General features: G+C 72.0%; 18 protein-coding genes. 8 read left to right on the top strand and 10 right to left on the bottom strand.

Annotated features, from left to right (window positions below; genetic code table 11):
* Positions 1 to 191: 191 nt before the first annotated feature.
* The gene (locus tag MTP10_RS08410; RefSeq protein ID WP_310708473.1) at positions 192 to 1,637 is read right to left on the bottom strand and encodes a THUMP-like domain-containing protein; all 1,446 of its coding nucleotides are present in this window, start codon (positions 1,635 to 1,637) and stop codon (positions 192 to 194) included.
* Positions 1,638 to 1,879: 242 nt separating this feature from the next.
* Between MTP10_RS08410 and groES the strand changes: the two genes are divergently transcribed.
* The 4 genes from groES to MTP10_RS08390 all read left to right on the top strand — a co-directional run bounded on the left by groES (position 1,880) and on the right by MTP10_RS08390 (position 5,393).
* On the top strand, positions 1,880 to 2,194 hold the full coding sequence (gene groES, locus MTP10_RS08405; RefSeq protein ID WP_253781127.1) for a co-chaperone GroES: 315 nt from the start codon (positions 1,880 to 1,882) through the stop codon (positions 2,192 to 2,194).
* 70 nt (positions 2,195 to 2,264) lie between these two features.
* Positions 2,265 to 3,884: a chaperonin GroEL gene (gene groL, locus MTP10_RS08400; RefSeq protein WP_310708472.1), complete on the top strand. Its 1,620-nt coding sequence runs from the start codon at positions 2,265 to 2,267 to the stop codon at positions 3,882 to 3,884.
* 634 nt (positions 3,885 to 4,518) lie between these two features.
* Positions 4,519 to 5,154 (top strand): sigma-70 family RNA polymerase sigma factor, encoded by a 636-nt coding sequence (locus MTP10_RS08395; RefSeq protein WP_310708553.1) that lies wholly within the window; start codon positions 4,519 to 4,521, stop codon positions 5,152 to 5,154.
* Complete coding sequence (locus MTP10_RS08390; protein ID WP_310708471.1) at positions 5,151 to 5,393, top strand: hypothetical protein; 243 nt, start codon at positions 5,151 to 5,153, stop codon at positions 5,391 to 5,393. The genes MTP10_RS08395 and MTP10_RS08390 overlap by 4 nt, the downstream gene beginning before the upstream one ends.
* On the opposite strand, the gene MTP10_RS08385 is transcribed toward MTP10_RS08390, so the two are convergent.
* Together MTP10_RS08385 and MTP10_RS08380 are read right to left on the bottom strand one after the other, a co-directional pair.
* Positions 5,354 to 5,731: a DUF5319 domain-containing protein gene (locus MTP10_RS08385; RefSeq protein WP_175587859.1), complete on the bottom strand. Its 378-nt coding sequence runs from the start codon at positions 5,729 to 5,731 to the stop codon at positions 5,354 to 5,356. The genes MTP10_RS08390 and MTP10_RS08385 overlap by 40 nt on opposite strands.
* Positions 5,732 to 5,767: 36 nt before the next feature.
* Positions 5,768 to 6,796: a helix-turn-helix domain-containing protein gene (locus MTP10_RS08380; RefSeq protein WP_310708470.1), complete on the bottom strand. Its 1,029-nt coding sequence runs from the start codon at positions 6,794 to 6,796 to the stop codon at positions 5,768 to 5,770.
* Positions 6,797 to 7,215: 419 nt separating this feature from the next.
* Between MTP10_RS08380 and guaB the strand changes: the two genes are divergently transcribed.
* Both guaB and MTP10_RS08370 read left to right on the top strand, forming a co-directional pair.
* The gene (gene guaB / locus MTP10_RS08375; RefSeq protein WP_310708468.1) at positions 7,216 to 8,697 is read left to right on the top strand and encodes an IMP dehydrogenase; all 1,482 of its coding nucleotides are present in this window, start codon (positions 7,216 to 7,218) and stop codon (positions 8,695 to 8,697) included.
* A 3-nt stretch (positions 8,698 to 8,700) separates the two neighbouring features.
* Positions 8,701 to 9,822 carry a GuaB3 family IMP dehydrogenase-related protein gene (locus MTP10_RS08370; protein ID WP_310708467.1) on the top strand — a complete coding sequence of 374 codons (1,122 nt, stop codon included), beginning with the start codon at positions 8,701 to 8,703 and terminating at the stop codon, positions 9,820 to 9,822.
* 65 nt (positions 9,823 to 9,887) lie between these two features.
* Here MTP10_RS08370 and MTP10_RS08365 read toward each other — a convergent pair whose 3' ends face one another.
* Both MTP10_RS08365 and MTP10_RS08360 read right to left on the bottom strand, forming a co-directional pair.
* On the bottom strand, positions 9,888 to 10,373 hold the full coding sequence (locus MTP10_RS08365; protein WP_310708466.1) for a pyridoxamine 5'-phosphate oxidase family protein: 486 nt from the start codon (positions 10,371 to 10,373) through the stop codon (positions 9,888 to 9,890).
* A gap of 11 nt (positions 10,374 to 10,384) precedes the next feature.
* Positions 10,385 to 11,818 (bottom strand): MFS transporter, encoded by a 1,434-nt coding sequence (locus MTP10_RS08360; protein ID WP_310708464.1) that lies wholly within the window; start codon positions 11,816 to 11,818, stop codon positions 10,385 to 10,387.
* 179 nt (positions 11,819 to 11,997) lie between these two features.
* Between MTP10_RS08360 and MTP10_RS08355 the strand changes: the two genes are divergently transcribed.
* Positions 11,998 to 13,179 carry an alpha/beta hydrolase gene (locus tag MTP10_RS08355; RefSeq protein ID WP_310708462.1) on the top strand — a complete coding sequence of 394 codons (1,182 nt, stop codon included), beginning with the start codon at positions 11,998 to 12,000 and terminating at the stop codon, positions 13,177 to 13,179.
* A 10-nt stretch (positions 13,180 to 13,189) separates the two neighbouring features.
* Here the strand turns inward: MTP10_RS08355 and MTP10_RS08350 are convergent, their stop codons facing one another.
* Positions 13,190 to 13,756 (bottom strand): hypothetical protein, encoded by a 567-nt coding sequence (locus tag MTP10_RS08350; RefSeq protein ID WP_310708461.1) that lies wholly within the window; start codon positions 13,754 to 13,756, stop codon positions 13,190 to 13,192.
* Between the two features lie 104 nt (positions 13,757 to 13,860).
* On the opposite strand from MTP10_RS08350, the gene MTP10_RS08345 reads away from it, so the two are divergent.
* Complete coding sequence (locus MTP10_RS08345; protein ID WP_310708459.1) at positions 13,861 to 14,634, top strand: aminoglycoside phosphotransferase family protein; 774 nt, start codon at positions 13,861 to 13,863, stop codon at positions 14,632 to 14,634.
* A gap of 9 nt (positions 14,635 to 14,643) precedes the next feature.
* On the opposite strand, the gene MTP10_RS08340 is transcribed toward MTP10_RS08345, so the two are convergent.
* The 4 genes from MTP10_RS08340 to MTP10_RS08325 all read right to left on the bottom strand — a co-directional run bounded on the left by MTP10_RS08340 (position 14,644) and on the right by MTP10_RS08325 (position 18,446).
* A complete protein-coding gene (locus MTP10_RS08340) occupies positions 14,644 to 15,468 on the bottom strand; it encodes a class II fructose-bisphosphate aldolase (protein ID WP_310708458.1) in 825 nt (274 codons plus the stop codon).
* A 67-nt stretch (positions 15,469 to 15,535) separates the two neighbouring features.
* Positions 15,536 to 16,444, bottom strand: coding sequence for a 1-phosphofructokinase family hexose kinase (locus tag MTP10_RS08335; protein ID WP_310708457.1), 909 nt, complete (start codon positions 16,442 to 16,444; stop codon positions 15,536 to 15,538).
* On the bottom strand, positions 16,441 to 17,577 hold the full coding sequence (gene nagA / locus MTP10_RS08330; RefSeq protein ID WP_310708456.1) for an N-acetylglucosamine-6-phosphate deacetylase: 1,137 nt from the start codon (positions 17,575 to 17,577) through the stop codon (positions 16,441 to 16,443). Before nagA ends, MTP10_RS08335 begins: the two co-directional genes overlap by 4 nt.
* Positions 17,574 to 18,446 carry an SIS domain-containing protein gene (locus MTP10_RS08325; RefSeq protein WP_310708455.1) on the bottom strand — a complete coding sequence of 291 codons (873 nt, stop codon included), beginning with the start codon at positions 18,444 to 18,446 and terminating at the stop codon, positions 17,574 to 17,576. The genes nagA and MTP10_RS08325 overlap by 4 nt, the downstream gene beginning before the upstream one ends.
* Positions 18,447 to 18,564 lie beyond the last annotated feature (118 nt).

Raw genomic sequence — 18,564 nt, 5'->3', positions numbered from 1 at the left:
AAGCTCCTTCACTCGCCGACGGTTCATCGCGCAGCGGTGGGATAGGTCCGGTTTGCAGATGGAAGAAGGAGAACGCGGTAAACCGCTACAGGGGGGAGAACTCCCGCCCGCCCACCTTAGCCTCTCGATCAAGCCACGTCAGTGGTGCGGGAAAATATCGTGGTTGCCGCACAAGTGCCCTGCTTTGCTATTTACGCAGGTGGGCATGGGCGGCAGATCAGGGCGGACGGCTTACCCATGATCCGGGTCAGAATGACCACGGCGGATTCACTGCCCGAAAGTCGCAGATCTCCGCGAAGGCGTTCGATGTCCACGGCGGAGGCGCGCTTTTTAATAGTGATATTTCCTATTTTCCGGTCGCGGAGAGCGGCGCGCAGGCGCTTCAGCGAGAACGGCAGCGCCTCCTCCACCTCGTACCGGGACGCCCAGGATGTGTCGACCGGGTCGTCCCCGGTGATGTAGGCGATCATCGGGTCGGGCAGGCGGCCGTCCACCAGTTCGGCGACCTCGGCGACCAGGTGCGCGCGGATCGCCGCGCCGTCGGGCTCGTACACGTAGCGGCCCAGCGGGCCGACGGGGGCGACGGCGCCGGTGTCACGCAGGACGTGGCCGCCGGGCAGCAACGTGGCCAGCCGGACCGGCCCGCCGCCCGCCGTCGTGTCCGGCCTGTCGGTCGTGCGGGCGCCGGGGTGCGTCCACAGGGAGGCCTCCTTCACCTCGCCCTTGTACGAGACCCACTCGGCCTCGGCCGTCTCCGGGATGAACTCGTACGGGATGCCCGGGGCGACCTTGAGACAGGCCCACCGGGCCCGGGCGACCAGGTCGAGCACGACGGGCCACGGCGGGGAGTAGGCCAAGGGGTCGAACGTGCGGCCCCTGGAGGTGCGCCGGGCCGGGTCGGCGAACAGCACGTCGTAGTCCTCGGGCGACACGGACGCGGCGTCGGCCACCCGGACCGTGACCCGTCCGGCCGGTCCGAGCGCCTCGACGTTGGCCCTGGCCACGGCCACGGTCAGCGGGTCGGTGTCGACGGCGTCCACGACACAGCCCGCCCGGGCCAGCGCCAGGAGATCCCCGCCGATGCCGCAGCACGCGTCCACGACCCTCGGCCCCGCCCCCTGCGTGCCCGAGCCGGGCGTGCCCGAGCAGGGCGGACCGAAGTCCTGCGGGCCGGAGCCGTGCGGGCTGGAGCCGTGCGGGCCGGAGCCGTGCGGGCCGGAGTCATGAGGACCCGAGTCATGAGGACGGGAGTCGTGCGGGCCCTGCGGGCGCGTCCCCGAGACGGTGTCGTCCTCCCGAGCCGCCGCTCCCTGGCGCGTTCGCGGGCCCTGCGAACGGTGTGAGTCGTGCCACAGCGCGGTGAGCCGGGCGGCGCGGTGGGCGGCGACCTCGGCCCGGGTGGCCTGCTCCAGGCCGTGCGGCGTGAAGTACATCAGCTCGGCGTCCGCGCCGAACTTGGCGCGCGCCCGGTCCCGGAGCCGCGCCTGGGTGAGCGCCGCCGAGGCGAGCGCGGCGTCGTAGGTCCGGCGCAGGCTCGTCGCGGCCGCCACGGGGTCGCCCCCTTGGAGCTCGCCCGCCTCCGCGAGCGCGCGCTGTCCGCGCGGAGTGAGCAGCTCGGTGAAGGCGTCCAGGTCCACGCCGTACGACGTTAGCGCCTCCCGTGCGGCCCCCGATCCGGGACCCCGTCACGACCTGCGAGGATGGGTTATCGCTCTCAGCAGACGTGTTCGTGTTGACTGTCAAGCCCCTCTTGCATATGTTTCCTTTTGGCACTCTCCCCTTGAGAGTGCCAACGTGCGACGAGGCAGGTCTGGCACCCGCGACGGCAGGCCCCGCTGGTCGCCTCTTCTAGATCATTCAAATCTGAAGGGGAGGTCCGATCGTGACGACCGCCACCAAGGTTCCCGTTAAGCCGCTCGGCGACCGCATTGTGGTGCAGCCGCTTGAGGCTGAGCAGACCACCGCTTCCGGCCTGGTCATCCCGGATACCGCCAAGGAGAAGCCGCAGGAGGGCAAGGTCCTCGCGGTGGGCCCGGGCAACTGGGATGAGGACGGCGAGAAGCGGATCCCGCTCGACGTCAGTGAGGGCGACGTCGTCCTCTACAGCAAGTACGGCGGCACCGAGGTCAAGTACGGCGGCGAGGAGTACCTCGTGCTCTCCGCCCGCGACGTTCTCGCGATCATCGAGAAGTAAGCCGGTGGTGTCGGGCCCCGGGCGCGTGAGCGGCCGGGGCCTTCGACACTAGGAGAGGACTTTCAGCAAAATGGCGAAGATCCTGGAGTTCGACGAGGACGCCCGTCGCGCTCTTGAGCGTGGCGTCAACGCCCTCGCGGATGCCGTGAAGGTTACCCTCGGCCCCCGTGGCCGCAACGTCGTCATCGACAAGAAGTTCGGTGCTCCGACCATCACGAACGACGGTGTGACCATCGCTCGTGAGATCGAGCTGGAGGAGCGCTACGAGAACCTCGGCGCCCAGCTCGCCAAGGAAGTGGCCACCAAGACCAACGACATCGCGGGTGACGGCACCACCACCGCGACGGTCCTGGCCCAGGCCATGGTCCGCGAAGGCCTGCGCAACGTGGCGGCCGGCGCCTCGCCGCTGTCGCTCAAGCGCGGCATCGACAAGGCGGCCAAGGAGATCAGCGACAAGCTGCTCGCCAGCGCCCGCCCGGTCGAGGACAAGAAGGAGATCGCCAACGTCGCGACGATCTCCGCCCAGGACGCCAAGATCGGCGAGCTGATCGCCGAGGCGTTCGACAAGGTCGGCAAGGACGGCGTCCTCACGGTCGAAGAGTCCAACGCCATGGGCATGGAGCTCGAGTTCACCGAGGGCCTCCAGTTCGACAAGGGCTACCTGTCGGCCTACATGGTCACCGACCCCGAGCGCATGGAGTCCGTCCTCGAGGACGCCTACATCCTGCTGACGCAGGGCAAGATCGCCTCGATCGCCGACTTCCTGCCGATGCTGGAGAAGGTCGCGCAGACCAAGAAGCCGCTGCTCGTGGTCGCCGAGGACGTCGAGGGCGAGGCCCTGGCCGTCCTGGTCACCAACAAGATCCGTGGCACGTTCACCTCCGTCGCCGTCAAGGCGCCGGGCTTCGGCGACCGCCGCAAGGCGATGCTGCAGGACATGGCCATCCTCACCGGCGGCCAGGTCGTCAGCGAAGAGGTCGGCCTCAAGCTGGAGAACGTCGGCCTTGAGGTGCTCGGCCAGGCGCGTCGCATCGTCGTCACCAAGGACGCCACGACCGTCGTCGACGGCGCCGGTGACCAGCAGGCCATCGAGGACCGCGTCAAGGAGATCAAGCTCGCCATCGAGCAGTCCGACTCCGACTGGGACCGCGAGAAGCTGCAGGAGCGGCTGGCCAAGCTGGCCGGCGGCGTCTGCGTGCTGCGCGTCGGCGCGGCCACCGAGGTCGAGCTCAAGGAGAAGAAGCACCGTCTCGAGGACGCCATCTCCGCGACGCGCGCCGCGATCGAGGAGGGCATCGTCTCCGGCGGTGGCTCGGCCCTGATCCACGTCTCCAAGGACCTGGACGACCTCGGCCTGACGGGCGACGAGGCCACCGGTGTCGGCGTCGTGCGCCGCGCGCTGGTCGAGCCGGCCCGCTGGATCGCCGAGAACGCCGGTCTCGAGGGCTACGTGGTCACCCACAAGGTCGCCGAGCTGGAGGCCGGCCACGGCCTCAACGCCGCGACCGGCGAGTACGGCGACCTGATCGCGCAGGGTGTCATCGACCCGGTCAAGGTCACCCGCTCGGCCGTCCAGAACGCCGCTTCGATCGCGGGCATGCTGCTCACGACCGAGGTGCTCGTCGTGGACAAGCCCGAGGAGGAGGCCCCGGCCGCCGGCCAGGGCCACGGCCACGGTCACGGCCACTGACGACCTGAGGGTCACCGGCTGACGGGCTTCGGCCCGCGCGGCCGGTGACACCACGGCTCACGAACGGCCCGCCCCCACTCCCGGGGGCGGGCCGTTCGCGTGCCCGGCCTCCGGCGGGGGCTGCGGGTGCCCGGCCTTAGGCGGCGTGGGGTGGGCGGGTGCTCGGCCTCTGGCGGGATGGGCCTGCGTGTCCGGGCCTCCGGGGGTGGGGTCGTGCTGGGCTCTCCTGCGGGAGGCGGCCGGCGGCCGGACGGGCGAGGCACCCGGATGACTCGTCCTGATAAGGCGGCTAATGAGATGTGACGTGGTACCAATAGATACAACGCAGCGAGCCGCCATGTACCTGAAAATAGTGACTTATCGCGGTAAACCAAAGGTGCCGGCAAAGCGTCGTGTGCCTGACATGTTCTCGCCTCGGTGCGTTGTCTGAGCCGTGTTGTCGCACCGTGTTGTCGCACCATGCTGTCCGGGCTGCACCGCTGACGAATTCCGCGCATTTCGCCTTATGGGGTGAAATATTCCTCCAGTGCGAAAGCCTTACTGTCGTCATTCGATCACGGGCCGTCGCCGTCTCTTCAATGTGACCAATCCGTAGCCGTTCGCGATGACGACAGGCCCGATCAGTGCGGGCATCATGCCTAACGTGAGCGAGGGAAGCGTCGCCGACGCCAAAATTGGGGTAAGGCTCGCGTCGAGACTTCCGGCACGGACGGATGACTCCGACCTTAGGGAACTGACCAGTCTCGCCGTGCAGGGAGATCGCGGTGCGATCGAATCCCTGCTCGCCGAGTTGCGTCCGATGGTGGTGCGCTATTGTCGCGCCAGGCTGGGCAGGGTTTCAGGGCAATATCACATTGCCGATGACGTGGCCCAGGAGGTGTGCATCGCGGTGCTGTCCGCGCTCCCGCGCTACCGCGACATGGGCCGTCCGTTCGCCTCGTTCGTCTTCGGCATCGCGTCGCACAAGGTGGCCGACGCGCTGCGCAGCTCCGTGCGTTCGGCCGTGCCGACGCAGGACCTGCCCGACGGGCCCGACGACGGACCGGGGCCCGAGGAGACCGTGGTCCGCTACATCGAGGTCGAGCACGCCCGCCGGCTGCTCGCCAGGCTGCCCGACAACCAGCGTGAGTTGCTGCTGTTGCGGGTGGTGTCGGGGCTGTCTGCTGAGGAGACCGGTAATGTACTGGGCATGTCACCAGGTGCGGTCCGGGTCGCCCAGCACCGGGCGCTCGCGAGGTTGCGGCAGATGGCCGAGCTGGAGTCGGCTTGACGCAGGAGTGCGCTGCGGCCGGACCGGCTCCCGGCTTCGTCGCGGCTCCGGAGGACGGGAGCGACGCGCTGCTCGATGCCCTCGCCCGTGGGGAGCCGCCCCCTCATGACGATCCCGCCGCGCGGCTGCTGGCCGTCCTGCGGGCCGACACCGACGACGAGGACGGTGGCGCCCCTGAGGGCGGTGCGGAGCCCGTCGGTCAGCGGCGTTCCTCGGTGTCGATGACGCCGTCGACGTAGCCCCTGGCGTACTCCCAGGTGACGTAGTCGGCCGGGTCGGGGTGGAAGGCGGGCTCGTGCACCTGTGGCCGGCCCTTCTCGATCATCTGGCGTAGGTTGCCGCGCAGCAGGTCCCAGTCGAAGAAGTGCTGCTCGCCGCATTCGGGGCAGTCGAGTACCAGGCCGAGCACCCCCTGCGGCTCCAGCAGGGAGCGGAACACCTCCACGTCGGCGAGGTCCGTGATGGCCTCGTCGCGCTCGGCGGCCGTGAGCGGCTCGGCGTCGTCGAGCTCACCCATCGCGGCGGAGGGGTCGTTCGGATCGTCCGCGAACGGGTCGCGGGGGACGTCTTCCAGCACCTTCCCACCATATGACCGATGCGGCCCCGGTGGTGGTCACCGGTCGTCAGTGGCCTGGCCAAGCCATCCGCGCCGGGCGGCCTCCACACCCGCGTGGAAGCGGGACTGCGCGCCCAGTCGCGTCATGGCGTCGGCGAATCTGGCGCGTACGGTGCGGACGGAGACGCCGAGGTGCCGGGCGATCGACTCGTCGCACATGCCTTGCGCGGCCAGCCGGATCACCTGGACGGTGCCGTCGGAGCGGTGGCCCCACGGCATGGGAACGGACCGGCCCCACCACTCCTCGAACAGCGACGTGAGCACGCCCACGACGATCGGCGTGCGTAACAGATAGAAGTTGTAGGCGTGGTCGGGCAGGTTGCCGCCCCACAGCGCGGGCAGGCCGGCGGCCTCGTCGCCGGCGGTCATGAACCAGCTCGGCACCCGGTCGAGCGTGCGGACCCCGCCGCCGGTCTCCAGCAGGCGGCCGAGCCGGTCGCGTACGCCGGGCATGGCCAGGGTCTCGACGGGGACGACGGCGCGCACGGTGAGCAGGCCGCGCTGCTGCGCGTCGATCCAGGGATCGGCGAACTTCCGTGCGAAGTCGCTCATGGTGCGCTCGTCCGGGATGGCGGTGAGCACCGTCATCGGCGGCGACTGCACGGCCATGCCGACCACGCTCTCGTACAGCACGTCCGCCCCGCTGACCAGCTCCACCGGGAACGGCCCGCTCTGGTAGTCGCGTCCCGCGTCGTAGTCGCGGATGAGGCCGCGGATCGACCCGAGGGCCGAGTCGATGCGCCTGCTCTCCTCGGCGAGCCGGTCGAGCCGCTGCGCGATCAGCCGCCCGAGCGCGCCCGCCGGGTGACGGGCCAGGTACTCGCCCGAGTGCTCGTCGACCACGCCCAGCCGTACGAGGTCGTCGAGCTGCCTGCCGACCTTGTCGCACGGCCCGCCCATCGCCTCCGCCAGCTCCGTGAGCGTGGCGCGGTGCAGGCGCAGCACCGCCGTGTAGAGGGCCGACTGAGCGGGGTCGAGGCCCAGCGCCGCGAGAGGATCGGGCACGTCGGGTGACTCGTTGCGCATGGCGGATGGCTCCGTACGGGGGACCGGGGGTGCCGCGAGGATAACGCGGCATCCTCGCCATGTCCGCCCCCTTGCGCGGGATGACGCGGCATCGGTGCAACTTCGTGCAATTGCACGTTTGCACATTGCGGCGTGCCGCTGGGTGACGCAGGCTTGACGGAGAGTCGGCGGACCAGCGGGCCGCGGAGCGCAGGCCATCAGGGCACGGAGGGGGGTCCGGTGGCGCGACGCGCGCTCCGGCCCGGGCCGCCGGTGGCCGGGGGACGGGACGGATCACCGACCGTCCCGTCCCCCGGCCCTTTTTCGATGCCGGGAGTACGACGGGCCGTGGGGGTCATCGTCCTCCCGGCATCCTTCCTGTTTGGACCCAGGCCCTAGACTTGTCCCCATCACGCGCAACGGCAGGAGGGGGCCGCAGCATGTCCAAGTTCACCGAGGTGGGTCTTACCTTCGACGACGTGCTGCTCGTGCCGGGTTATTCGGATCTCCAGCCGGGTGAGGCCGACACCAGTTCGCGGTTGTCACGCAACATCACGCTGTCCATCCCGCTGGTCTCGGCGGCCATGGACACGGTCACCGAGGCCCGCATGGCGGTCGCCATGGCCCGGCAGGGCGGCATCGGCGTCCTCCATCGCAACCTGGCGGCCGAGGAGCAGGCCCAGCAGGCCGACCTGGTCAAACGGTCCGAGGCCGGCATGGTGACCAATCCGGTGACCTGCACCCCCGACCACACGCTGGCCGACGTCGAGCGGCTGTGCGCCACGTACCGGATCTCCGGCGTGCCCGTCACCGACCGCGACGGCATCCTCGTCGGCATCGTGACCAACCGCGACATGCGGTTCGAGACCGACCAGGCGCGCCCGGTGCGCGAGGTGATGACCTCGATGCCGCTGGTCACCGCCCCGGTCGGCGTCTCCCGCGACGACGCGTTCACCCTTCTCCGGCAGAACAAGATCGAGAAGCTGCCCCTCGTCGACCCCGACGGCCGGCTGCGCGGGCTCATCACGGTCAAGGACTTCACCAAGAGCGAGCAGTACCCCCTGGCCACCAAGGACGCCGACGGCAGGCTCGTGGTCGGCGCGGCGGTGGGCGTCGGCGGCGACGCCGAGGTACGGGCCAAGGCGCTCATCGAGGCGGGCGTCGACGTCATCGTGGTCGACGTCGCCCACGGCCACTCCAAGGGCCTGGCCGACATGGTCGCCAAGGTCAAGGCCAACAGCAGGGTCGACGTCATCGCCGGCAACGTCGCCACGAGGGCCGGCGCCCAGATGCTGGTCGACGCGGGCGCCGACGCCGTCAAGGTGGGCGTCGGGCCGGGCTCCATCTGCACCACGCGGGTCGTCGCCGGGGTCGGCGCGCCGCAGGTGACCGCGATCCACCAGGCGGCGCTGGCCTGCGGCCCCGCCGGGGTGCCGGTCATCGGCGACGGCGGCCTGCAGTACTCCGGCGACATCGTCAAGGCGATCGCCGCGGGCGCCGACACGGTCATGCTCGGCTCGCTGCTCGCCGGCTGCGAGGAGTCGCCGGGTGAGCTGATCTTCATCAACGGCAAGCAGTTCAAGTCGTACCGGGGCATGGGCTCGCTCGGCGCGGTCCGCAACCGCGAGCGCGGCGGCACCTCCTTCAGCAAGGACCGCTACGCCCAGGCGGAGGTCGGCGGCGAGGACAAGTACATCCCCGAGGGCATCGAGGGCCAGGTCCCGTTCCGCGGCCCGGTCGCCGCGGTGGCGCACCAGCTCATCGGCGGCCTGCGGCAGGGCATGTGGTACGCGGGGTGCCGCACGATCGGGCAGATGCACACCGACTGCCAGCTGATGCCGATCACCGCGGCGGGCCTCAAGGAGAGCCACCCGCACGACATCCAGATGACCGTCGAAGCTCCGAACTATCACAGAAGGTAATCCATGACTCAGCAGGTGGAGATCGGCCGGGGGAAGACGGGACGGCGGGGGTACGCGCTCGACGAGATCGGCCTCGTTCCCTCGCGGCGCACGCGTGACCCGGAGGAGGTCTCGATCGCCTGGCAGATCGACGCCTACCGGTTCGAGCTGCCCGTCGTGGTCGCCCCCATGGACAGCGTGGTGTCGCCCGCCACCGCGATCGAGATCGGCCGGCTCGGCGGCCTGGCCCCGCTCGACCTCGAAGGGCTGTGGACGCGCTACGAGGACCCGGCGCCGCTGCTGGAGGAGTGCTCCGGGCTGGACGCCGAGGCGGCGACCAAGAGGCTGCAGGAGATCTACACGGCGCCGATCAAGGAAGAGCTGATCGGCCGGCGCATCGAGGAGATCCGCGCCTCCGGCGTGACGACGGCCGTGCGGCTCTCGCCGCAGCGCACCGTCCAGTACCACAAGGCCGTGATCGACGCGGGCGTCGACATCTTCGTCATCCGCGGCACCACGGTCTCCGCCGAGCACGTGTCGGGCCGGGCCGAGCCGCTCAACCTCAAGCAGTTCATCTACGAGCTGGACGTGCCGGTCATCGTGGGCGGTTGCGCCACGTACACGGCCGCGCTGCACCTCATGCGCACGGGCGCGGCGGGCGTGCTCGTCGGGTTCGGCGGCGGCGCCTCGCACACCACGCGCAACGTGCTGGGCGTGGCCGTGCCGATGGCCACCGCCGTCTCCGACGTCGCCGCGGCCCGCCGCGACTACCTCGACGAGTCGGGCGGCCGCTACGTGCACGTGATCGCCGACGGCGGCATGGGCACCTCGGGCGACATCGCCAAGGCCATCGCCTGCGGCGCCGACGCCGTCATGGTCGGCTCGCCGCTGGCCCGCGCCTCCGAGGCGCCCGGCCACGGCTACCACTGGGGCTCGGAGGCGCACCACCCCGACCTGCCGCGCGGTCGCCGCGTCAGGTTCGACACGGTGGGCACGTTGGAGCAGATCCTGCACGGGCCGTCGAGTGTCGCCGACGGGTCGATGAACCTCATGGGCGCGCTCAAGCGGACGATGGCGTCGACGGGCTACTCCGACATCAAGGAGTTCCAGCGCGTCGAGGTGGTCGTCGCCCCGATCCAGCCCTGACGCGCCCGCCTTCCCCGCCGGTTCACCTGCCGGGCGGTCCTCCCGGGGTGGCCTGACCGGTCACGTCATCCCGGGAGGTCGTCCCGCCAGATCACGCTGTGCAGGTCGGTGCCCCGGATGACCTGGACCCGCCACGGCGTCAGCCGCAGCACATGGAGCTTCGGGTCGTCGACGCCCTTCCAGAAGGCGCCCAGGTCGTAGCCGGCGCCCGGCGGGCTGCCGTCGGCGTACAGGTCCCAGACGTGGCGGCCGACCTCCCTGTCGACGACCCACTCGGCGACGGCGTCGATGCTCACCGCGTTCTGGCGAGGACTCCAGTACGAGAACGTGGTGTGCGGGTTGCCCGCCAGGTGGGCGGCCTTGACGGGCGTCCGGTACGTGGCCAGCCAGCCGAGCGGGCGGCCGTCCACCACCTCCCAGACGGGGATGAGCACCCGGGCCCGGGGCCGTCCCCTGGCGTCCACGGTGGTCATCGTGGCGTAGACGATGTCGCCGATGTAGGCGTTGAACCGGGGCTCGATCGTCGCGAACGACCGTGTCCTGGAGGCCATCGCCATCCTCCTCAGGCCGATGCCCGCGCGGGGGCGGGCTCGGCGGTCTCGGGCGCGGGCCGGCGGGCGCCGCGCAGGCCGAAGGCGGTGACCAGGACGGCCAGCACCGCGGCGGCCACGGGGACGACGAGGGCCGCGCGGATCGCGTCGAGCCTGGCCTCGGAGCCGGTGGCGTCGCCGAGCGCGGCGACGCTCACGGCGGTGACGGCCGCCAGCCCCAGCGCGGTGCCGAACTGGAAGGCGGTGTAGAGCAGGCCGCCGGCCAGGCCGTGCTCGTGCTCGTCCACGCCCTCCGTGGCGGCCATGGTCAGCGGCCCGTACGCCAGGGAGAACGACAGCCCGAGCAGCAGCATGGTCGGGAACATGGCGGCGTACGTCCAGTCGTTCCCGACCGGCAGGAACAGCGCGTACGCGACGGCGGCCAGCGCCAGCCCGCCGAACAGCACCCGCGCGTTGCCGAACCGGTTGACCAGCCACGGTGTCACGGTCGGGGCCAGGACGGTGTCGATGCCGATCACCAGCATGGCGAGCCCGGTCTGGATGGTGCTCCAGCCGCGTACTTCCTGGAGGTAGAGGGTGGCCAGGAACTGGAACCCCGCGAACGAGGTGAGGAAGAGCAGCGCTCCGAGGTTGGCGCGGACGAGCGGCGCCGATCGCAGGATGCCGAGCCGCACCAGGGGGTCGGCCGAACGCCGCTCGATCACGACGAACGCCGCCAGCAGCGCCACTCCCGCCGTGAACACCGCGACGGTGACCCACAGCCCCTGGCCGGGATGCTCCAGCCGGATCACCCCGTAGACCAGCAGCAGCATCGACCCGGTGATGGTGAACGCGCCGGCCAGGTCGAAGCCGCCCCGCTGCCGCTCGCGAGAGTCCTTGACCAGCGGGACGGCCGCCGCCAGGATCAGCGCGGACAGGACGACCGGGGCGAAGAACACCCACCGCCAGCCGAGCGCGGCCAGCAGCCCGCCGGCGACCAGGCCGAGGGAGAAGCCGCCCGCGGCGATGCCCGCGTACACGCCGAGTGCCTTGGTGCGCCGGGGGCCCTCGGGGAAGTTGCCGGTGAGCAGCGCCAGCCCGGCGGGCGCCATGAACGCGGCCGCCACCCCCGTGACGAACCTGGCGACCAGCAGCGTCCATCCCTCGGTGGCCAGGCCGCCCAGCCCCGAGAACGCCAGGAAGACCGTGAGCCAGGTCAGGAACATCCGGCGCCGGCCCAGCAGGTCGGCGGCGCGCCCGCCGAGCAGCATGAACCCGCCGTAGCCCAGCACATACGCGGAGACGACGCCGCTGAGCACCTCCGTGGACAGGCCGAGGTCGGCCCGGATCGCGGGCAGCGCCACGTTGAGCATGGCCACGTCGATGCCTTCGAGGAAGACGGCGCCGGCGAGGACGAGCAGGACGCCCCAGGAGCGCGCGTCCATGCGTTCGGTGGATGAGGACATGAGAGCCTTCCGCACTTTTGGTTCTTTCTGGTAACTAGGAGCATCTTTCGTCACCGGCGGCATGCAGGGAAGACGGCACTTTCACCTCACTCGGTTACCGCGAAGTCACCGCTTCCGTCCTGCTTATGTGCCGCGTATATACACCGGGTATATACACTGTGCGTATGAATATGTCTCGCATGTCCGGCTTAGCGGCCGGGGTTCTGATCCTGGTGACGTCCGCCTGCCTGACGTCCCCCGCGAACGCGGCACCGTCCACGACCGCGGCCACGCCGGCGACCGGCGTCCGGGCGGTCACGCCCGCCCTGCCGAAGCCGACCGGGTCGCACGCGGTCGGCACCACGTCCCTGTACCTGAAGGACACCTCGCGTCCCGATCCCTGGGTCCCCACGGCGAAGGCCAGGGAGCTCATGGTGTCGCTGTGGTATCCGGCCGCGTCGCCGGGCAAGCGGCGGGCGTCGTACATGACGGCGAAGGAGTCCGAGGCCCTGCTGAAGGACGGCGGGATCACCGGCGTGCCCCTTGACGTGCTGAGCAGGACGCGCACCAACGCCTTCACCGACGCCCGGCCCGCGCGGCGCGGCCACGGCCTGCCCCTCGTCGTCCTCTCGCCGGGCTTCACCAAGCCCCGCGCCACGCTCACCGGCCTGGCCGAGGACCTGGCCAGCAGGGGCTACGCGGTCGCCGCGATCGACCACACGTACGAGAACGTCGCCACGACCTTCCCCGACGGGCGGGTCACCACCTGCGTCGCCTGTGAGGGCGACCACGACCCGGCGTTCTGGAAGAAGCTGGGCAAGGGGCGGGCGGCCGACGTCTCCTTCGTGCTCGACGAGCTGACCGGGAAGGGCGGCAAGCTCGCCGCCCTCGTCGACCCGTCCAGGATCGCGATGGCCGGGCACTCCGCCGGAGGGGCGAGCACCCTCGACGCGATGGTGCGGGACTCCCGGCTGCGCGCCGGTATCGACATCGACGGCACCACGGAGGGCTCGATCCCGGAGGGCGGGCTGTCGCGCCCGTTCCTGTTCCTGGGCAAGCCGGCGACGTACACGCCGGGATCCGGCGCCCCCGCCGCCTCATGGGAGAACGACTGGAAGCTGCTCACCGGGTGGAAGCGCTGGCTGCTGGTGACGGGTACGGTGCACGAGTCCTTCACCGACGTCGGGCTGCTGGCCGACCAGTTCGGCATCGAGATCGGAGCCGACCTGTCCGGGGCGCGCTCGATGAAGGTCACGCGCGCCTACGTCGGGGCCTTCTTCGACCGTCACCTGCGCGGCGAGCGGGAGCCCCTGCTCGACAAGGCGTCGGCGCGCTACCCCGAGGTCAAGTTCTGCGCCCCGGAGACGAAGACCTGCGCCTGAGCGTCCGAGCTCATTCGAGGTTCGTGTGGCGTGATCGCGACATCTCCGCCGGCTCCGACCGGTGTGCCCGGACCCGGTTGGTGATCAGGTCGGCCAGGACGAAGAGGGCGATCTCGTAGGCGCTCCCCATGGGCAGCACGGCCGTCGAGTCACGGTCGTCGGCCATGGTCTGGGCCCTGATCCGGACGACGCGATCCGCCCGGCCGGCGGGCGGGTTCCGCGGCTGGGCCGTCAGGTACAGCACGCGGGCGCCCGCCCGCACGGCCACGCCGGCCAGCGCCTCCACCGTGGACAGCCGGCCGGGGCCGCAGGACAGGACGACCACGTCCCCCTTCCCCACGGCCGGGCAGGTCATCTCGCCGGCGTAGTGAGCGTCGAGCCCGGCGTGGAACAGCCGCATCACCAGCCCGCGCAGCGCCAGGCCCTCCCGGCCGGGCGCGTAGCAGGCGACCCGGCGCGCCGCGAGCAGCTCCCCGGCGATCGCGTCGAGCTCGGCCTCCGGCACGCTCCCGACCGCGGCGGCGATCTCGTCCACGGCGCGCGCGGCGTCCCCGGGAAGCCGGTCGTACGTCGTCATGGCGCCCTCCTCGCTCGGCCCCCTCCTCCAGTCTCCCCGGCCCCGGTCTCCCGCCGAGCTCCGGGCGGCCCGCCGCGAGCGGCTCCGTCGCCTAACATCCGGGTGTGGCGGATCTTCAGTGGACGCATCAGGTGGAGCTGCTGGGTGACCGGGTCGTCAAGCGGTACACCGGCGACGACCCGGAGGCGGGGGAGCGGGAGTGGCGGGCGCTGACGCTGCTGGCCGAGCACGCGCCGGGGCTGGCGCCGGCGCCGATCGCGTTCGACGGCTCGGTGACGATGTCGCGCCTCGCCGGGATTCCGCTGCGGTCGGTGCCGGGCGCCGGGGCGTACGCGGGGCACCTGGCGCGGGCCGCGGACCGGCTGCACGCGGCGGTGCCGCGCGACGTGCTCGCCCGCCTGCCCGAACGTCCCTGGCACCTCGCCCCGCTCGCCGCCCAGGTGCGGGAGTGGTGCGCCCGCTGGACCCCCCGCGAGCCGCTCGCCGATCAGGCCGTCCGCGAGGGAGCGCGGTGGCTGGAGCGGTGGCGCCCCGGCGAGGAGGGCGTGACGCCGGTGTTCGGCGCGGGCGACGGCAACCTGTCGAACTTCCTGTGGGACGGCATCCGGGTGCGGATCGTCGACTTCGAGGAGTCGGGGCGGAGCGACCGCGCCTTCGAGCTGTCCGAGATCTCCCAGCACGTGTCGATGTGGGTGGACGGCGAGGTGGACGTCCTGGCCCACGTCGAGCTGTCCCCGGCCGAGGAGCGGCGCCTGGCCGGGTGCCGGCGGTTGCACGCGCTGATGTGGCTGTTCCTGCTGTCCCCCGAAGGGCCGCGCAACCCGCCCGGCACGTTCCGGCGGCAGGCCGAACGGGTGCTGCGCTGCTTGGGCGGCTGAGCCGCGGGGTCACTCGCCGAGGACGCCCAGCAGGTGGATGACCTCGCGGGTGACCGCGTCGCGGCCCGCCCGCACGTACTTGCGGGGGTCCACGACCTTCGCGTCGTGCGTCAGGTGGTCGCGGATGGCGCCGGTGAACGCCTTGTTCAGGTGCGTCGCGATGTTGATCTTCTTCATGCCCTGTCGTACGGCGGCCTGGAGGGTGTCGTCGGGCACCCCCGACGAGCCGTGCAGGACCAGCGGCACCGGCACCGCGTCGCGCAGCTCGGCGACGAGGTCCAGGTCGAGCACGGCGTCCTTGGTGGTCATGGCGTGGGAGGTGCCCACGGCCACGGCCAGGGCGTCCACGCCGGTGCGCGCCACGTAGTCCACGGCCTCGTGCGGCTTGGTGCGGGCGCCCGGGGCGTGGACGCCGTCCTTGCCCCCGACCTCGCCCAGCTCGGCCTCCACCCACACGCCGCGCTCGTGGCACCAGGCGGCGACGGCGGCGGTGGCGGCCACGTTCTCCTCGTCGGGCAGCGCCGAGGCGTCGAACATGACCGACCCGATGCCCAGCTCCACCGCCTCCTCGACCAGTGCCCGGTCGGTGGCGTGGTCGAGGTGGACGGCCACCGGCACGGCGGCGCGGCGGGCGACCGCGAGCGAGGCCAGCGCGATGGGCTCCAGGGCGCCGTGGTAGCGGACGCAGTTCTCGCTGATCTGGAGCACCACGGGCAGGCCGAGGGCCTCGGCTCCGGCGACGATCGCGGTGGCGTGTTCGAGCTGGATGACGTTGAAGGCACCCACCCCCGCGGGGGACGCGCGGACGATGTCGCCGGTGGTGGCGAGAGGCATGGCGGGCTCCTCCTGGATCAGGCTCAGGTGATCTCGACGGTTCAGGTGATCTGCTGCTTCAGGCGATTCAGGTGATCTCGATGAGCGGGCGCGTCCTGGCGTAGACGTCGCGGTCGAAGTCGCCGGCCACCGGGGCGGCCACGGCGGCCGCGCCGAGCGCCGCGGCCGTGCGGAGCCGTTCGGGCCACGCGGCGCCCTCGACCAGCCCCAGCGCGAGCCCCGCCACCAGCGAGTCACCGGCGCCCGTCGGGTTGCCCTCCACCCGGTACGGCATGCGGGCCCGGAACGTGCCCTCGGGGGTGACCGCGTACACGCCCTCCTCGCCGAGCGAGACGACCACGGCCTCGGCCCCGCGGGCCCGCAGGTGCTCGGCTCCCTCGACCGGGTGGTCGTGCGGCGGCACGGCCCGGGCCAGCTCGTGGACGTTGGGCTTGACGATCGCGGGACGGCCGGCCGGGGCGTGGCGGAGCGCCTCCCCGTCGGCGTCGACGATGGCGGGGACCCCGTGCTCGGCGGCCAGGGCGGCCAGCGTCGCGTACGTGCCGGCCGGGACGCCACGGGGCAGGCTGCCCGAGAGGACCACGGCGTCGGCCCGCTCCAGCAGCGACGCGTACACCCGGCCGAACTCCCGCAGCTCCGCCGCCGACACCTCAGGGCCGGGCTCGTTGAACAGCGCCGCCCCGCCGGGGCCGCCCGTGACGGCCAGCGTCGTACGGGACTCGGCGGCGATGGGGACGAGCGCGTGGGGCAGTCCGGCGGCCTCCAGGTCAGCCTCGACGGCACGCCCGACAGGGCCGCCCGCCAGGCCGGTGACCAGCACCTCCTGGCCGAGGCCGCGCAGGACGCGGGCCACGTTGACGCCCTTGCCGCCGGCCCGCCGGTGGACGGCCTGCACGCGGTTGACCCCGGCCCAGTCGACCTCGGGCACCTGGTAGGTGACGTCGAGGGCGGCGTTGAGCGTCACGGTGAGGATCATCGGGGCTCCGTCAGCCAGGCGCCGCGCCTCATCACGCCGGCCACCTCCAGCTCGTCGGTCAGCACGACCAGGTCGGCGGTCTTGCCGGCGGCGATGGAGCCGATCTGACCGTCGAGCCCCAGCACGCGCGCCGGGGTGAGGGAGGCGGCCACGGACGCCTCGGACAGCGTCAGGCCCACCTCGGTGACGGAGCGCCGGAAGGCGACGTCCATGGTGAGCGTGCTGCCCGCGATCGTGCCCCCCTCGGCCAGCCGGGCGGCGCCGCCGGACACGGTCACGCGCAGCGCGCCGAGCTCGTAGTCGCCGTCGCCCATCCCGGCCGCCGACATCGCGTCGGTGACCAGCGCCGTCCGGCCCGGCCCGGCCACCGAGCAGGCGAGGCGGAGCATGGCCGGGTGCACGTGGACGCCGTCGTTGACCAACTCGACCGTCACCCGCTCGTCCTGAAGAAGGGCGGCGACCGGGCCGGGGGAGCGGTGTCCGAGCGGCGGCAGCGCGTTGTAGAGGTGGGTGGCCACGCTCGCCCCGGCGTCGATGCCGTCGAGGGTCTGCTCGTAGGTGGCGTCGCTGTGGCCGAGGGCGGCGAGCACGCCCTGGTCACGGGCCGCGCGCACGGTGTCGAGCGCCCCGGGCAGCTCCGGCGCGATCGTCAGCATGCGGACGTGGCCGCGGCCGGCCTTCACCAGCCGCTCGAACTCGCGCGGCGACGGCTCACGCAGCAGCGCCGGGTCGTGCGCGCCGCAGCGTGCCCTGGAGATGTACGGGCCCTCGAAGTGCAGGCCGGCGAGCAGGCCGTCGTCGCACAGGTCGGCCAGCGACGACGCGGCGGCCTCCAGGTCGGCCACGGCGGCCGTGACCAGGCTCGCCACCAGGGTCGTGGTGCCGTGGCGCCGGTGCAGCTCCACGGCGGCCCGCGCGCCGTCCTGGTCACCGGTGGGGAAGGAGCCGCCCGCGCCGCCGTGGTTGTGGATGTCGACGAATCCGGGGACGACGTACCGGCCGCCCAGGCTGTGGCCGGCGCGCGGCGCGCGGCCATGGCCGACGTGCGTGATGCGGCCGTCCTCGATGGCCAGCCAGCCGTCGTGGATGCCTTCGGGGGTGACGACGCGGGCGTCGGCGAGAGTGAGGCTCATGAAGAAAGGATCACAGATCGGGTGAGGTGCAGGGGCTCGTCCGGGTCGAGGCCGCGGGCCGTGGCGCGGGCGACCGCGACGCGCTGCGCGCGGACCAGCTCGGCCATCGGGTCGAGCCCGCTCTCGTGGAACGCGCCGCCGGTGGCCTCCACCTGCTCGCGCAGCCCGTCGGGCGCCTTGCCGAGCATCCAGGTGACGCGGCCGGGCCCGGCGATGCTGATCGGGCCGTGACGGTACTCCATCGCCGGGTACGCCTCGGTCCAGGAGCGCGACGCCTCGCGCATCTTCAGCGCGGCCTCCTGGGCCAGGCCGACCGACCAGCCGGCGCCGAGGAAGCTGAACTGCTCCGCCGCCACGAGCGCGGGGTCGAGGGGCGACGCCAGCACGTGCTCGGCGTCGGCGATGGCCGGGCCGAGGTCCTCGCCGAGGCTGGCGCGCAGCATCGCGAGCTGGGTGGTGGCGAACCGGGTCTGCACGACGGACCGCTCGTCGGCGTAGTCGAGCACGATCACCTGGCCGGCGGCGGTCATGATGGGAGTGTCGGGGTCGGCGGTGATGGCCGTGGTGGGCGAGCCGGTCCGGTTCAGGAACTCCAGGACCTCGGTCGTGGTGCCGGAGCGGCTCAGCGCGATGACGCGGTCGTAGCGGCGGCCGGTGGGGGCCTCGGAGGCGGCGAACGCGTCGGTCTCGCCCTGCCCGGCCCGCTCGCGCAGGGCCGCGTACGCCATGGCGATGAACCAGGAGGTGCCGCACCCGACGACGGCGACGCGCTCGCCGGGGACGGGCAGCGCGTCCGCGGGCACGTCGGCGACGGCGCGACGCCAGCACTCCGGCTGGGAGGCGATCTCGGCTTCGGTGTGGGTGGTCACCAGTTACCTCCCGGGTGCGGGGTTTGCGTGTTCCTGTGCTTTTTATAGCAGAAAGGAGCACAATTGTGCAGGTGTGGCTGCGTCGGCTCTGGTGTGCCACCCTTGCTGCTGACGGAGC

It is taken from the genome of Nonomuraea sp. 3-1Str, from assembly GCF_031570565.1.
Taxonomy (GTDB): Bacteria; Actinomycetota; Actinomycetes; order Streptosporangiales; family Streptosporangiaceae; genus Nonomuraea.
The sequence above is the reverse complement of the archived record's forward strand: the minus strand, read 5'-3'. Positions and strand labels throughout refer to the sequence as shown.